Below are 16,324 nucleotides of genomic sequence, written 5' to 3'. Positions count from 1 at the left end.
TAGGTTTTGTGAAGACTGCGTGAAAGCCGCGTGCAAACGGTTTCCGGTTCCGGGGAAGTAGAACAACTCGGCTCTCGGTTCAGGTATTATGTAACACTTTTGTTTGAGTTCTCCAACTTTAGGAGTGTAAAAAACAGGTAAACGGATTCCCCCATTCAACTGCCATGCCGATGAAATTTTATAAGTCGCTTCTCCATAGGCTGCCATATCCAATAAAGACCGCCTGTCCATCCGGTAGGGAACAACATTACTAAAATCCCCCCAACTGCTAATACTTCCGGGCATTGTGGTAAACACATGCGCAGAGAGTCCGCTCCTGATATGTAACGCATTATTAACAGCATAATCCGCATCATACTTCAATTGATAAGATTGGATATTCGATTTCCACAAGAACTTCATTCCATCCGTTATTGATTTATAGCGATAATAATAATTACTAAAAATAGCACTGAAGTTTCCCGACAATTGATCTGTCCAGACGCGGTTCCATCGAAAAGTAGCGGTAGTATTTCCCCAGTTCATGCCATAACCGCGTACCAGCTGATTAAAAAAAGTATGATCGCCGCCATTATATACTGAAAAGAAAATCCGGTTCCGGTCATTTAATGTAGAATTAATTTTGGCGTTTACATCATAAAAGCTCATTTTAGTACCACGAAACTGTTTCAGTACGTTAAGTACAGCTCCTGGATAAGCAAATCTACCTGCTATCAGGTAAGATGTTTTCCCTTTCTTTATCGGACCTTCCAACTGGATTTTAGAAGCGATAACTCCAATTGTAGCACTCCGGTGTTTCTCCTGATTGTTTCCTTCGCGCATTTTGACATCAATAACAGACGAAGTTCTTCCACCATACTTCAATGGAAAATAAGATTTATAAAGACTCACTTGCTGTATAGCGTCGTTATTGAACACAGAAAAGAAAGACAATGCATGATTCGGGTTATAAACCATTGCCTCATCCAGCAATATCAAGTTACCCCATTGATTACTCCCTCGAACAGATATATTATTGGAACCTTCATTGCCACTAATGACTCCCGGAAGATATTGTAATGACTTCAATACATCAGGTTCACTTCCTAAAGTGGGAAGTGCCTGAATATCTTTCTGGTTCAATGTCAACTGTCCTCCTGCTTTCTGATTTCCCATTACCTCTACATCACTTAGTTGATAGTTATCGGGCATCAAAGCAAAATTATGAACCGAATTTGCAGTCAGAGTCAACGTATCCATTTGGGTTACATAGCCCAGCATCGAACATCTTAAGACACAACGTCCACCTTTAATACGAATGGAATATAGCCCATACGTATTGGCAGCTACTCCTGTTCTCGACATCAGGTCTCCAATGTTAGCATCCGAGAGCACTTCTCCGGTTTTTCTGTCGGTCACACGACCTCTGACAGTAATCGTCTGAGCATTACATATGGTGAAATTTCCACAGCAGGATAATATAAATAATAACAGGTATTTTTCCATCAAATCCTATGTTTCTTATAAAAATAGATTTCAGAGATAGCACTGACACGGAATATTCCATAAGCACCATTATCAATGTTACTTTTTACAGAGGTCGGACGCGGAGAGAAAGTTCCACCATCCGAACGTATTTGCTTAATCATTTGATCAAACACCTGATAGCAATTTTCAGATATGGACTGCATTTTTATCCAAATGGAATCACTTACAGGATAGCTAAACCCCGGACGATTAGGGAGTACAAACTGCTCTCCCTCGCTCACAACATAGTCTATCACATTTTCCGCCAAATATTCATCATCCAAAATAGAATATGGCCAACCGGCACTATTCGTTGTTCCATAATATAGATTATAAACAGATGCGACACGAAGCACTTTTGAAGAACAAAAATCTGTTTTAAGCAAATAATAGTTATGTTCTTCAGGAGGATTATAAAAACTGATACATGGAGTTTCATTAGGTTCACCTTCTCCAGTATCAATACGTTTCATTACTATTTTGTCTATTGGAGTTTTAGGCACCATCCGCTCACATGCTGTATATTCCTTTCCTTTGTATTTGATATGAAGTTCGTAGGTATGATTTTCAACTCCATAAATCTTATTAGTAACATAAAGTCCACCAGGCGTTTCACCAGGAAGCCATTTCATATAAACAGTAACATCTTTATCTCTATAGTGATCATAAAATCGAAAATCCTGATAACCAGTCAATTTGGCATTCTGTAATGTATCTCTTATACCTGTTGTCAAATCAACAATAACAATTTCTGCATCATTAATCCTATCAAAACTACGATTTTCAGGGTATTTCAGTTTAGTTGACGGTTTACTTAATACAAAATAATAGGGTGGGGGGGTCATCGGTTATCACTCCATCAAATACTATGGCATCTTCCGGGATCGGCATACCTACATCAAACGGCTCCTCACAAGCAATACAAAGATATAAAGCCTGCATTAGAAACAGATAAGTTATCTTATTCAGATTAAAGTAAAGTCTCATCTTTTATCTTTTGTGTTATAGTTCATACTCCAATAGTCTGGACAATTCTTCATAGCTGTTTGTGACGTACACCAAACGATCATTAATTATGATGGTAGGAGTAGCCATCAGCCCCCTTTCTACTAACTGATTGATGACCTTATCCATCTCCTTATATTTGTCAGAAGAATGTAAGTAGGCATCAAATTCTGTCATATTCAATCTTTTAGACTTTGCTAAGTTATATATAAAAGCGGAATCTGCTACTCCTGAATAGTTAAATATAGTATCATGAAAAGTCCAGAATTGTTTTTGCTCACCAGCAGCCTCACATGCCAAAGCTGCTAACGAAGGAGCATCTGCAAAATGCACAAAACCAAATTTAACCCGCTCTTTATAATTATCATAGAGCTTGGACAATGTCTTTTCAAATTGTACACAGCGCTCACAATTATAATCAGAGGCAACAATAAAAGAAACAGGAGAGTCTAAATTCCCCCTATAATATACACACAAATCCCTCACAACACATTCCGGCTGTTTTGGAGGATATACAAATCTTTTAATATCCGCCTTTTGATATAAAGAATCAACCAATGCCTGAACAATCCGACTCCGAAGTTTCTGTTGATAAGATAGTTTCTCCTCCAAAGAACCTTTCACTAACGGGATTAATTCACCTTTTACATAAAAGCTTTGTGTATTAAATCCATATCGTTTTTTCAAACTATCCTGCCCTACACATATTTTCTGCTGAACAAACCAATCGATAAACTCTTCCAAAGACATGTTTTCTTTTTTGGCTGCATCTTCTAACAGTTTCTGTTTGATCAGACCTGCAAGTACCCGACTTTTGATTTCATACGCTGTATTCAATATATCAAAAATCTCTTGTTTACTTTGAGACGCCAATTCTGAAAGAAGAATCTGTTCTCCATTCACTTCTGCAACAACATCATTCTTATTTATAACAGGAGTATTGCAAGCAATAAAAAGAAAAGAGAAGAGAAAGAAATACAATATTTTCATGTCTATGTGCTAATTAAATCAATTCTTATTGGTAAGTTTTACCAATAAGAATTGATTATAAACAAATTAATAATTAGATAGCTGATCGCACCAATTTTGTGAAATTGGTTTTATCCGTATTAAGGCATACGTGATATCTTGTATTTCGACCCAGCTGGACTCCATAATATGTACCATGCGGTTCATATTGGTTTTGGGGTCCTAACCAAACTTGTGCCCAATTCTTATTATTATGATCTTCATCATCAAAATACAAATTACCTGAAGCCATTTCAGCAGGAGCAATGACCCCATAATTAATACCTGCAGGTCCCACTGGAATATCGCCCCATTTAGTCATATTCCTATTTATATTCCATGCCAATGTAGCATTAGAATCTAATTTAGACATTCCAGAAATATGCATTACATCATAATAATTAGGATCATCAGACCACACGCCATTATGACCACCATCTTCCGTATCATGATAACGGACCAATGTCATGGTCTCTAAAGGTACATCCTCAAACAAAAAGACTCCCCCCCGGATAACGAAATCCCGCATCCACCATACAAAATTCGAGACGCATATTATCTCCACCATCAACATACGTATCTCCAACATTACCACTTACGCTAGTTTTACTATTTCCGTTTTCACAATCAATTTTTATTGATAAATACTTGTAATTACCACAAGAACCAACCCTGAAAACTCCGACCCTAGGCGATGTTGCACCATAAGTCGTACGCATTACCTTCTCTTTAGCAACTTCCATACGTCCCATAATTTCCGCGATATAATTGTCCTTCAAAACCTGAATAGAATCTTCATCACCCAAAGTTTCGCATTTTAGACCATTATCACTCACTTCCAACGTACCTAGCTCATACTCATTGTTCAAGCCGTTCAATTCGGATTCCGTATCTAATAATACAGAATTCCCCGCACAAGAGCAGCACAAAGCCACCATTGCTCCCAAAATCAATAATTTTTCTTTCATCTTGGTTAAATTTAGATTTGTTTTTATTTAAGAGAGAAAACTCAGAAAAGTATTTTTACCCAAATACATAATGACAATATCCATCTAACAGGATAAATTAATTATTCATCCCATTCTACATTTTTGGAATAGTCATAATAACAGTTAATGTAAATGCCAACTAAGCAACATCTACGAACTCCTCCAGAAGTTATTAGGAAAAATAGAAATAGAATGCGAGTGCATTTGAATAGCAATCTTCAAAGTAACCTGACATTTCTCGGTTTGCTCCATCATATATATACCTATATTTGATTGGAATAAAATACCTGACAATAAAAAGAATAGAAGTTTCGTTTCCATAATGCCTGTGTGTTAAAGATTTATGCCAAAGGTATGCAGGTATAAGGAAAGGAACGAATTTTACTTGGTAACAGAAGTAACAGTATCACACAAAATAAGTAACAAGAGATAACACACAGAAATTACCTCACAAATAATCCAAATAATATATTTGAATAGTTCAAAAGACACTTTTTCTTCGTCAGCCATTTCTTCCATCATACTCTCTCTAAAAAAAATCTTGGACTTCTAAAATAAGAAGTCCAAGAGCTTTTCTCACAGAGAATACATCTATCACAGATTTCTCATCTACTAACAGGTGTATCACATTGTTGCTGAATGAACTTTATTATCCGAACTATAAAATCGTTCGAACACCCTACCAGTAGTATTTCAGCACACAATTAAAAAAAGTGATTTTAATTTTACGTTTCAATATACCTTAATGGGCCTTTCACAAGGCTTATTAAGCCCACGAATAAAAGTTAACCGATTCTTTCCCCTTTCGGTCATCTAAATCGTCATTTCAGCAATGCGCCATATATTTCAACAGCGGGGCTTCATCAGTTAATGATTTAGGTATATCATCATTATGTTAGTTGCAAATAATATATATTTCAAAGATTTATTCTAATTCAAAATCTCCAGTAAAAGCCTCCTTTGGAAGTTGTATCTCCAAAGTATATTTACCTTTCTCCTCACCTGTAAGATCAATATAAACCTTATCTACATTTAAATCAGTAGATGTATAAACAACTTCATCTGTTTCTGCATTCTTTATAATTACAGTTACAGTAGGAACAGTAGAAAGAAGGTCAATAGACAACAATGAGTTTTCAATACAAGCATCAGGAGTAACAGGGATAGACCGATGTTGTACCTCAGTTTTATTTTTTAGTCTGATTCGACGCGCAGATGTCATTTCATTCGCAAAAGAGAACATACTTACTTGAAGTAAAATAGCCAACAATAAAAGAGGTAAAAATTTAGCTTTCATAATAAATGGGTTTAAAATTTAGCTCCAAAAATACACAGATGCAGCAAAAGAAACGATTTTTACGTGGTAACAATGGTAACAAGACCCTATTTAAAAAAAAGATAAGCAGAGATTAAGCATTACATATCACTGATTATCAGCTCCAAATACACGTTCGAAAAGTTGAGCATCGACTTTATTCTTTATGCGATTTTTACGTGTTTTAAGAGCATCTGAAGTTGCATCCATCAACTCCATCATGACAGTTTTTGAACAATAAAGCAATGAAAGGACACAATAAAAGACATCATCACCAGTCAATGTTGGGTAGCGCTCTTTCAAATTTACCATCACATCAACAAATGCATTAGAAATAGTAGAACGTATATCCTTCCTCAAACTACGCATCGCCAACAACTGTTTAGGAGTTGCCTTTTCCAATGTCTCTAATTGATCGTAGCAATCGGTAGTTTTCAGTACCGATACACACAATTGGATTTGTTGTTCTGTCAACTCTGACCTTTTCTTATCTATATGCTCTTTATTAGATTCTGAAACCTCTTCGTCTTTCAACAGCATAGTATCGACTCTCTTTTGAGTTAATTCATGTTGCAAAGCTATATAATACTTCTTTCTTTTTCTATCATTCCACATAAAACAAAAGACACATATAATCATCAAAAAGAAAAATACAGCAACTAAAGTAAAAACCAACGTTTTAGCATGTTCTGACAATAACCTTTTATGCTCTTCTAATTGATGTTTATCCATAAGCCGATTAAGTTCCTCATTATCGGTCATTATCTGAATTGAATCATAAAGAACTTTGTATATATCCATATTCTCTGTTGCAACTTTCCACTCCCCTTTTTTCTTTGCTATTTGATACATTCCATCATAACAAACGGCTTTTCCATAAATATCAAGTTGGCTCATATTCTTATTATAAAAATAGCTGGCAGAATCAAGCTGATTCAAGTTCAACATAATTTGGGCTTTTGACAAACAAGCATTAACAGCACCCTCCTCTTGTATCATAATTGCCTTCGATACATATTGATTTGCCAGAATATAATCTTTTTTTTCATTATAAACCATAGCAAAATCATGATAAAGAGCCCCTATCAAGCTAGAGTCTTTATCCGCCAATGCACAATCAAGCGCTTGCTGATAATAAAACAATGCGCTATCCTTCCTATTTTGCAACAAAAACATACGCGCAATACCTCGCATTGGATATATTTGTCCACTTTTTCCTTTTAATATCTGATAAGCAGCGCGATAAGCTTCCATTGCTACATTATCTAATTCATCTTTTTCATAACAGTCCGCAAGATTATCATAAATCATTGCTAAGAATTCATCCCTAACAGGCATCAACCGAATTGCCGTCAGATACTCGTCTACAGCAAATGAAGTATACCCCTTCTCACCATAAGTAGCTCCCCAATAATAATGAGCTTTTGCAGCACGTACACTTTTCTTCTTATCACCATAGTATTCAACAGCCGTTTTTATCAGCGAGTCATCTCCTAAAGCAATATAATTTTTATGCCTTGCTTGCGTAAGCAATAGCGCATAAAGTGCTCTGTCAGCACGTGGTAATTTCTGTGGGGAGGAAATTGATTCCAAAATGGATAATGCACTATCAGGATATATTTCCATCAATGAGTCAGCAGATAGTAGCAATGGACTCTTCACCGAAGAAGAGCAGGAAGATAGAGAGACAGACATCAGAATGCTACCTACGCTGACAAGTAAACTAAAGAACAACAATAAATAGCGTTTAGGATAACAACATCTTGTTTTCATTAGGCAGTCCGTTTATTTACAGGTCAAAAGTAGCAAATTCGGCAAAAGAAGTTTAATATCCAAAAGATATTTATTTAAATATAACTTATTTAAAATCAAGAGCCACAACCTCATATCCTACTAGAAGGAGTTGAGATTGTGGCTCTTATCGAATGAGCTAAGCTCGCTTTCAGACTGTTTTACAGACCAAAAGCAGCTTTAATTTTATCTACGTAGTCGAGTTTCTCCCATGTAAAGAGTTCCACTTCCACTGTTTTATCTCCTTCGTAACGAGAAGAAAACTTCTTCGTTATCACTTGCGGTTCACGTCCCATGTGACCATAAGCGGCTGTTTCCTGATAAATAGGATTACGAAGTTTCAGACGTTCTTCGATTGCTTTCGGGCGAAGATCGAACAACTGATCGATAACGCGGGCAATCTCACCATCCGTCATGTTAACGTGGGAACGGCCATAAGTATCTACAAAAATATTGATCGGACGAGCCACACCGATAGCATAGCTCACCTGTACAAGCATTTCATCTGCTACACCTGCCGCAACCATATTCTTTGCGATATGGCGTGCTGCATAAGCTGCACTACGGTCTACCTTGCTAGGATCTTTTCCGGAGAAAGCACCACCACCGTGAGCACCTTTACCACCATAAGTATCAACGATAATCTTACGACCTGTCAAACCGGTATCTCCGTGAGGACCACCAATTACGAACTTGCCCGTAGGATTCACATGATAAATGATTTTATCATTAAACAGTGCCAACACTTTATCGTGATGGATAGAAGCAATGACACGAGGCATCAGAATTTCAATCACATCACGGCGGATGATAGACAGCATTTCTTCGTCAGCTTTCAGCTGGGCAGCTTGAGAATCATCTTCCGGTTGGATAAAGTCATCATGTTGCGTAGAAACAACGATTGTATCGATGCGAACAGGAGCTCCGTTGTCATCATATTCGATAGTAACCTGGCTTTTGGCATCGGGGCGGAGGTAAGTCATCACCTTTCCTTCACGACGAATGTCCGCCAGCACTTGCAGAATGCGGTGTGCCAGATCAAGAGAAAGCGGCATATAGTTTTCCGTTTCATTGGTAGCGTAGCCAAACATCATACCCTGGTCGCCTGCACCCTGTTCCATCGGGTCCTGACGCTCTACACCACGGTTGATATCGGGACTTTGCTCATGAATAGCGGAAAGTACGCCACAAGAGTTACTTTCGAACATGTACTCTCCTTTGGTATAACCGATTTTCTTAATCACTTCGCGCGCAATGAGCTGGAGGTCAACGTACGCTTTTGTTTTCACTTCACCCGCTAGCACCACTTGTCCGGTAGTCACTAGTGTTTCGCAAGCTACTTTCGAACTGGGGTCGTAAGCCAACAGTTTGTCAAGCACGGCATCCGATATTTGATCGGCCACCTTGTCGGGGTGTCCTTCTGACACCGATTCGGATGTAAATAAGTATCCCATCTTTTTAAATTAAGAATTAAAAATTGAAAATTAAAAAATGAGAGAGAGTAGGAGAGGCGAGTGCTGCAAAGGATAAACCGAAAGGCGTCAATCAGACGTGTTTTAGCATTTTTTTCCGTGGTTGCAAGCTACTCAAATCTGTCCACACTTTCATTTCGGTTGCAAAGATAAAGAGATTTCGGAGATAATGAGTATCTTTGCCACGTATTTAACACATAAATAGATTTATAATGATTCTAAATAAGAAATTAAAAACGCTTTTGGTGCTGGCTCTTTATATAGGCTTCACGATTGCCATCTATGCCATTGTCTGCCATTTCATCGATAAGCCGTTTCAGGAGATTCATTTGCTGTATGCAGTATTGATAGGATGCATTGCCTATTTACCGGTATTTATTGCGGAGAAAAAGAAGAAGTAAGCTCCTTCATCGTTTTTCCAAGTACCGGATGCACTAATCCGGGAGCAATTTCCGCCAGTGGTTTCATGACGAAGTCACGTTCTGCCATCAACGGATGGGGGAGGATCAACTTTGCTCCTGAAGGAGAAGTGGTGGAAAGTATCAAATCACCATAAAGCAACAGATCAATATCAATCAGGCGGTCGCTATATATGCCGTTGACGGATTTCTTCGTACGTCCCAATTCCTGTTCAATCGCCTGCGTTCTCTGTAAAACGTCTATGGGAGCCAATTCGGTATCTACACAAACCGCCGCATTCAGGAAACTGTTATCGGAAGAAAATCCCCAAGGAGCAGTAACGTAAAAAGCAGACAGGGAAACTATTTTCCCTACCTGCTCTTCTATTTTTTGCACGGCATCCCGAAGATTTTGTTCTTTATCCCCAAGATTAGTGCCGAGTCCCAGATAAACTTTTGCCATTATTTGTCCAAAATCAGCATTGCATCTCCATACGTGCCGAAACGGTAACCTTCTTTCAATGCTACATGATAAGCATCCATCACCTGGTCATAACCACCAAAAGCAGCTACAATCATCAGTAAGGTAGAAAGCGGCATGTGGAAATTGGAAATCATTGAATTGGCTACGGTAAATTCATACGGAGGGAAGATAAACTTGTTCGTCCATCCTTCAAATTCCTTGAGATGTCCGTCAGTGCTGACTGCGCTTTCAATAGCACGCATCACTGTCGTACCTACCGCACATACATTTCTACCGTTATCTTTGGCACGATTCACGGTTTTCACCGCCATTTCGTTTACAAACATCTGTTCCGAATCCATCTTATGCTTCGTCAAGTCCTCTACGTCGATGTCGCGGAAGTTACCCAGACCAGCGTGCAAAGTGATATATGCGAAGTCTACACCTTTGATTTCCAGACGTTTCATCAACTCACGGCTGAAGTGTAAGCTAGCAGTCGGAGCAGTCACCGCACCTTCGTTCTTTGCAAAAATAGACTGGAAGCGTTCAGCATCTTCCGGTTCTACGGGACGGTTGATAATGGAGTGGGGGAGTGGAGTTTCACCCAGAGAATACAGTGCCTTTTTGAACTCGTCATGAGGTCCGTCGTAAAGGAAACGGAGCGTACGTCCGCGAGAAGTGGTATTATCAATCACTTCAGCCACCATTGAATCGTCCGGACCGAAATATAGCTTGTTACCGATACGTATCTTACGTGCCGGATCAACCAATACGTCCCACAAACGAAGTTCTTCATTCAACTCACGCAACAAGAATACCTCGATACGAGCACCTGTCTTCTCCTTGTTACCATACAAGCGGGCAGGAAACACTTTCGTATCATTGAATATAAACACATCTTTATCATCAAAGTAGTCCAACACATCTTTGAACATCTTGTGCTCAATCTTACCTGTATTACGATGCAATACCATCAAACGCGACTCATCTCTATATTTCATAGGATGTAGAGCGATCTTATCCTCGGGTAACTTAAATTTGAATTGTGATAATTTCATATCTATTCCTTATTACGTTAATTATTCTCTTCCTCATTTTCTATCTCCTGTCCGTCGATCCACTCTTTAAAGTGTTCGGGGTTCAGGCAGTCTTCCAACCGGACATCACCTACACGGGTGCGGATCAATCCTGTCAGGTGAGCTCCGCTATGGAGTGCTTCGCCGATGTCGCGGGCCAGGGCACGGATATAGGTTCCTTTGCTGCATACGACACGGATTTGAATCATCGGTTCCGGATCATCCAGTCGACATTCCAGCAATTCAATCTCGTCGATAACAAGCTGTTTTGCTTTTAGTTCGACTTCCTCTCCTTTCCGGGCCAGTTCGTAAGCACGCTTACCGTCTACCATACAGGCAGAGAAGGCAGGAGGTACCTGATCGATGGCACCGATAAAGTGCGTCAGTACTTCTTCCACCAGTTCCCTCGTGATATGTTCGGTAGGGTAGGTGGCATCTATTTCATGTTCCAAATCGTATGACGGAGTAGTAGCACCCAAACGCAACGTTGCGACGTACTCCTTCGTATGATATTGAAACTCTTCTATTCGTTTGGTTGCCTTGCCTGTGCATACAATCATCACCCCCGTTGCAAGAGGATCCAACGTTCCGGCATGACCGACTTTTAGTTTTTTCACTCCAATCCGACGGCAAATATGATAGCGGGCGTGCCCTACTACCTTAAATGAAGTCCAGCCAAGAGGTTTATTGAAAAACAGTACTTCTCCTTTTTTAAAATTCATCAGCCAATTTCTAAGTTGTATCCAAGCAACAGCATTACCAAAATGGTTCCGCCAACAATAATTCTGTACCAGCCAAATGCCTTAAAGCCATATTTCGTAACGAAGCTAATAAAGAACTTGATAGCCAGCAAAGCGACAATAAAAGCTACTACATTACCTATAATAAGTGCCGGCATATTGTTGAGAAGAATCTCCGTACCACCATCTAAGAATAGTTTCAACACCTTGTAACCGGTTGCCGCAAACATGGTTGGCACGGCAAGGAAGAATGAAAACTCGGCAGCATCTTTGCGAGTCAGCTTCTGGGCCATACCTCCAACGATGGTAGCCATCGAACGGGATACTCCCGGTATCATGGCAATGCACTGAAACAAACCGATATTGAATGCCTTTCTTTCTGTCAGCATTGTATCTTCGCTTCCTTTCGAAAAGATCTTATCGCAGAACAACATGAATATACCGCCGATCACCAACATCACTGCCACTATTACTACACTCTCCAGCATCTCGTCTATCTTATCGCCGAACAGGAATCCCAAAATGGCGGCAGGAATAAAAGCTACCAGCAGTTTCCAGTAAAAATCGAATTTATGCAGAAAACACTTCAAAGCGGAAGCACCCGCAGGAGCCGGTGTATGGTTCAACCGGAAAAAACGTTTCCAATAAAGACAAACCACTGAAAGAATCGCGCCAAACTGGATAATAACAGTAAACGCTTTTACAAATTCAGTACTTTCTACTCCTAAAATGTTTTGCGTAATAATCATGTGTCCCGTAGAAGAAACCGGAAGAAACTCTGTCAATCCTTCTACAATAGCAATAATAATCGTCTCAAATGTCGTTAAATCCCCCATCTTTATTCTTCTGTTTTTTGTGTTTTAGGCTTGCGTAATACAGCGTAAATCATAGACAAGAAGCCAAACAGGCAAACGACTGGCGCTACCTTGATTCTGCGTACACTGAAAATATCGGGTTCAAAAGAGGTTTCGGACGATGTAGGTCCCGTCATCAATAGAAAGCCGATAATAACAATCGCCATCCCTATCGCGAGCAAGATAAAGTTCACTTTATCAAAGGCAAATTTCTGCTTGTCAGACATAGTTTATTTAATTACAAATTACTAATTTCAATCATTCCCTTAATCTATCAGTCGGTTGTTACGGATGCTAATCACACGCAAACACAGGTTTGCCGTCAGCCATTCGCCATCCGCTAAATATAGTACAGGCTGTTTGCTTTCATTCTCAAGTATTTATTCATGGAGAAATAGGCGCATAGCCACGTTATTACAATTCCAAACGCCAATACGCTTGCACAGACTATCAACATGACTTCAGGCGTGATGACCTGAAGCAATTCCTGTTCGTACGTCACGGCCCAATAAGCGGTCCCCATCAATATGGAATCGGCAACGATGGCTGCCAATATCCCGCTCCATACATTCTTTCGAAGGAATGGCCCCCGGATGAATCCCCAACTCGCTCCTACCAACTTCATGGTGTGAATGAGGAAGCGTTTGGAGTAAATAGCCAGTCTTATGGTATTGTTTATCAGGGCAAAAGAGATAAAAGTAAGCACTACCGCCAAGGCAAGCAGTACCAGACTGATATTTCGTATGTTATCATTCACGGCGTCAATTAACTCCTTTCGATAGAGCACATCTTGTATGTTGGTGTTCTTTTTAATCATTTTCTCTATCTTCGCAATGCTGTCGGAGTTTGCATAGTCGGAATGGAGTTTGATTTCAATGGAAGCGGTAAAAGGGTTATAGCCCAAGAATTCTTCCGGATCGGTTCCCATTGCTTCCGTCTGTTCTTTCAGTGCTTGTTTTTTAGAGATATATTCGGATTGTTTCACGAAAGGTTCCTGATTCAGCTTCTTCTGAAGTTTCAGTATATTCGCTTCTTTCATGTCGTCACTGATAAGAACGGAGAAACTGATATTCTCGCGGACATATACGGAAAGATTGTGTGCTGTCAATACGAAGAAGACAACCAGTCCCAGCAACAGCAACACTAATGTCGTACTGATACTCGACGTAATGAACTGCATGTCGAAGATTGAACCTGACTTATATTTGTTTTGATCTCCCATGCGTTATCTCTTTTTTCGGAATACATAAATCATGGAACTACTGCGTTCTTTCCGTCCTAAAGCATTAAACCATGCTAACGTTCCGACAAACATCCCTTTCAGGAAACTGCACGAACTGCCACGATGTTTTTCGCTCAACATGGATACGTAGAACGCATCGAACGGCATCGGATGACGCGCCGCCATAATAAAGCCATGACGGGAAGCCAATTGTTGTATAGTGCCCGGAGTAAAATGCCAGAGATGACGGGGAACGTCGTATGCCGCCCAATACTCGCCATAACGTTGAGCATCATAAGAAGAGCAGTTGGGTACAGCTACAATCAAGACTCCTTTTTCTGTCAGCAACTCATGAAGTCGCTGCCACACCTCATCAAGGTGTTCCAAATGTTCCATCACATGCCAAAGAGTGATAACATCAAAGCTGCCGGGAGCAAACTCTTTCAAAGCCGATTCGGGCTTTACGTCCAGATCGAAATGCAACTTCGCAAACTCACGTGCCTGCGGACTTTTCTCCACCGCCTCCACTTTCCATCCCCGGCGAACCATCGCATCAGAAAAGTAACCGGTTCCCGTACCTATATCGAGCAAACGCCCTGTTTTACGATGCGCTTCCTTAGCTACCAGGCGCGCTTTGCGGCCCAGCATATAGGAACGTACATAATGGTAGATATTATTCATCGCGCCTTTGCGCGTATCAGTGTGAGAGATATAGTCGGGAGTCTCATAATACTTGCCTATCTCTGCTTCCACGGGGACTCCTTGTGTGAATGTAAATCCACAGTCCTCACACGAATACAGTTCAAACTGTTCGCCCGAAGCATAAAAATCCGTACAAGTCATGACGCGTTTCAAGTGCGCACCGCCACACACCGGACAAGCATTTATACTGAGTTTCTCCATTAACTATCTAAGCAAAATTAAGTGCTGCCTGGAATGACAAGACAACACTATACCCGAATTTGGTGCAAAGAAACAAATAAAAAGTGATGGATTGGGGTTTCGTTAAGGACTTTTAATAGATAAACCAATTAAGACATCAGTATCTACAATTAGGCTAGCTGAAATATCAAGTACATATTCTGTATGCGTAGACATGTTGCTAGGCAAATTTAATCTATTATATTGAGAAAGCAACCTTTCATTTCCGCATTTATAAAAAGATACCCTGACACAGAATATTTTCTAATTCCATATCAGGGTAAGACACTCTGTTTTATCGAACACATAATATAAAAAACTACCCTGACACTTAAGAATATTTCTATAACATGTCAAGGTAGTAATCGAGCTATAAATCAGGGAGTTTTACAAGTTTTTCAAAATTAGTTTTCCATATATCAAGTTCAAATAGAACTCCATCAACATCCACATTTAAGGATGCAATAACCTCAACTCCATCAATATCTGTAAATTGAAATTCACTAATTTGTCTACCCAATTTCCTACTTTCATTTATTTTCCCCTGTGGAAACAAATACAAACTACCCATTTCCCCATCATCCATTGGACGTACTAATAAGCCATTCTTCCAATCTTCAGACATTTCTAAAGATGACTTATGAACAAGTAATTCAATAAGTTGTTCCTCTTGCTTAGTCGGTATTCTATAAAATTTCATGTATTCTTCCTATATTAAATGTTCCATCAGAAAGTTTAAAAGCTGTATACTGTATATTTCGACCACCTATTCTAATAATCTGATTGAAAGGTCTACCAAAGTTGCGGATATTCAAAAAGAAAAGCCGATGATAATACCTTTTTTACCAAAGTTGACCCATTTTCATATTTTCGAAAAGCCAATACCCACCCATCGTCCAAATGGAGATTCTCATGAAAATTAGAATCTGCCACAATTCCTTTTTCAAACAATTCAGTTCGCGACATTTCCTGCTCATCTAATTCTATAAAACAAAGATATTTCCCTTTATAGGTCATCACTTTAGAAGGTAACTCTGCACCATCCGAACCTGGAGAATCCGCCCCTTTAATACTATAAATAATGCTGGAATTATTTGATAATACTTCATTTATTTCAATATATGGAGTTTGTAGATATCCACTATCTATCAATACTTTAACTTGTTCTGCCACTCGTTGATGTATCTCCACTGGCGAAAAAGAGGGGGAAACACATCCTCCCAATAAAATAAATAAGATAACATAAACCAAGTTTTTCATAAGTATATTATTAATATTTTACATATCGTACTAAATCTGTATTACCCAATATTCGAATAGATTTTACCCGACTTTGATTTTTAGTATATTCGTACAACATTCCTTTTCTATCTTTCTTTAGTCCATTATCTTTTAGATAAACTGCATTTCTGCGCTGGGTAGGAGATAGTGCTAAATTACAATGGAATTTGCCTGTAATATTTCGAAATTAATAAAGAGTTACTGTTTGCACAATCAAAATCTATCCAAATAGTTTTTTGTAAAAAATAAAAAAATCGCTGTTCTATCAATACATTATTTAGCT

The 16,324-nt window shown here is 39.2% G+C and carries 18 protein-coding genes; 1 reads left to right on the top strand and 17 read right to left on the bottom strand.

The window, feature by feature from the left end:
* From BSCG_RS19335 to metK, 8 genes are all read right to left on the bottom strand, one after another.
* A partial coding sequence (locus BSCG_RS19335; protein WP_032849399.1) for a TonB-dependent receptor occupies window positions 1-1,485 on the bottom strand: 1,485 nt, incomplete at its 3' end.
* Window positions 1,485-2,351, bottom strand: coding sequence for a DUF4249 domain-containing protein (locus BSCG_RS19340; RefSeq protein ID WP_229077581.1), 867 nt, complete (start codon window positions 2,349-2,351; stop codon window positions 1,485-1,487). The genes BSCG_RS19340 and BSCG_RS19335, both read right to left, overlap by 1 nt.
* Window positions 2,352-2,508: 157 nt before the next feature.
* A complete protein-coding gene (locus BSCG_RS19345) occupies window positions 2,509-3,501 on the bottom strand; it encodes a thioredoxin domain-containing protein (protein WP_008775403.1) in 993 nt (330 codons plus the stop codon).
* A 73-nt stretch (window positions 3,502-3,574) separates the two neighbouring features.
* Window positions 3,575-3,988: a hypothetical protein gene (locus BSCG_RS30435; RefSeq protein WP_229077580.1), complete on the bottom strand. Its 414-nt coding sequence runs from the start codon at window positions 3,986-3,988 to the stop codon at window positions 3,575-3,577.
* 19 nt (window positions 3,989-4,007) lie between these two features.
* Complete coding sequence (locus BSCG_RS30430; protein WP_229097239.1) at window positions 4,008-4,487, bottom strand: hypothetical protein; 480 nt, start codon at window positions 4,485-4,487, stop codon at window positions 4,008-4,010.
* A gap of 946 nt (window positions 4,488-5,433) precedes the next feature.
* Window positions 5,434-5,805 carry a DUF3244 domain-containing protein gene (locus BSCG_RS19355; protein ID WP_004313687.1) on the bottom strand — a complete coding sequence of 124 codons (372 nt, stop codon included), beginning with the start codon at window positions 5,803-5,805 and terminating at the stop codon, window positions 5,434-5,436.
* A gap of 126 nt (window positions 5,806-5,931) precedes the next feature.
* On the bottom strand, window positions 5,932-7,596 hold the full coding sequence (locus tag BSCG_RS19360; protein ID WP_032849398.1) for a tetratricopeptide repeat protein: 1,665 nt from the start codon (window positions 7,594-7,596) through the stop codon (window positions 5,932-5,934).
* Window positions 7,597-7,775: 179 nt separating this feature from the next.
* The gene (gene metK / locus BSCG_RS19365; protein WP_004307795.1) at window positions 7,776-9,068 is read right to left on the bottom strand and encodes a methionine adenosyltransferase; all 1,293 of its coding nucleotides are present in this window, start codon (window positions 9,066-9,068) and stop codon (window positions 7,776-7,778) included.
* Between the two features lie 230 nt (window positions 9,069-9,298).
* Between metK and BSCG_RS19370 the strand changes: the two genes are divergently transcribed.
* Entirely contained in the window at window positions 9,299-9,487 is a 189-nt protein-coding gene (locus BSCG_RS19370; RefSeq protein ID WP_004302899.1) for a hypothetical protein, read from the top strand.
* Here the strand turns inward: BSCG_RS19370 and folK are convergent.
* The 9 genes from folK to BSCG_RS19415 form a co-directional block, all read right to left on the bottom strand.
* Window positions 9,462-9,947, bottom strand: a complete 486-nt coding sequence (gene folK / locus BSCG_RS19375) for a 2-amino-4-hydroxy-6-hydroxymethyldihydropteridine diphosphokinase (RefSeq protein ID WP_004307794.1) — start codon at window positions 9,945-9,947, stop codon at window positions 9,462-9,464. The genes BSCG_RS19370 and folK overlap by 26 nt on opposite strands.
* Window positions 9,947-11,005, bottom strand: a complete 1,059-nt coding sequence (gene queA, locus BSCG_RS19380; protein WP_004298889.1) for a tRNA preQ1(34) S-adenosylmethionine ribosyltransferase-isomerase QueA — start codon at window positions 11,003-11,005, stop codon at window positions 9,947-9,949. The genes folK and queA overlap by 1 nt, the downstream gene beginning before the upstream one ends.
* Before the next feature lie 17 nt (window positions 11,006-11,022).
* A complete protein-coding gene (gene truB / locus BSCG_RS19385; RefSeq protein WP_004307793.1) occupies window positions 11,023-11,745 on the bottom strand; it encodes a tRNA pseudouridine(55) synthase TruB in 723 nt (240 codons plus the stop codon).
* On the bottom strand, window positions 11,745-12,599 hold the full coding sequence (locus tag BSCG_RS19390; RefSeq protein ID WP_008775400.1) for an undecaprenyl-diphosphate phosphatase: 855 nt from the start codon (window positions 12,597-12,599) through the stop codon (window positions 11,745-11,747). The genes truB and BSCG_RS19390 overlap by 1 nt, the downstream gene beginning before the upstream one ends.
* A 2-nt stretch (window positions 12,600-12,601) precedes the next feature.
* Complete coding sequence (locus BSCG_RS19395) at window positions 12,602-12,844, bottom strand: DUF3098 domain-containing protein (RefSeq protein ID WP_004298881.1); 243 nt, start codon at window positions 12,842-12,844, stop codon at window positions 12,602-12,604.
* 113 nt (window positions 12,845-12,957) lie between these two features.
* Complete coding sequence (locus BSCG_RS19400) at window positions 12,958-13,839, bottom strand: cell division protein FtsX (protein ID WP_004307791.1); 882 nt, start codon at window positions 13,837-13,839, stop codon at window positions 12,958-12,960.
* 3 nt (window positions 13,840-13,842) lie between these two features.
* A complete protein-coding gene (locus BSCG_RS19405; RefSeq protein ID WP_004302886.1) occupies window positions 13,843-14,742 on the bottom strand; it encodes a methyltransferase domain-containing protein in 900 nt (299 codons plus the stop codon).
* 388 nt (window positions 14,743-15,130) lie between these two features.
* Entirely contained in the window at window positions 15,131-15,460 is a 330-nt protein-coding gene (locus BSCG_RS19410; protein WP_008775399.1) for a DUF6984 family protein, read from the bottom strand.
* A gap of 92 nt (window positions 15,461-15,552) precedes the next feature.
* On the bottom strand, window positions 15,553-16,020 hold the full coding sequence (locus BSCG_RS19415; protein ID WP_008775398.1) for an Imm65 family immunity protein: 468 nt from the start codon (window positions 16,018-16,020) through the stop codon (window positions 15,553-15,555).
* Between the last annotated feature and the right edge of the window lie 304 nt (window positions 16,021-16,324).

The organism is Bacteroides sp. 2_2_4 (assembly GCF_000157055.1).
Taxonomy (GTDB): domain Bacteria; phylum Bacteroidota; class Bacteroidia; order Bacteroidales; family Bacteroidaceae; genus Bacteroides; species Bacteroides ovatus.
Note: the sequence above shows the minus strand (reverse complement) of the source record. Positions and strands in the feature narration are given on the sequence as shown.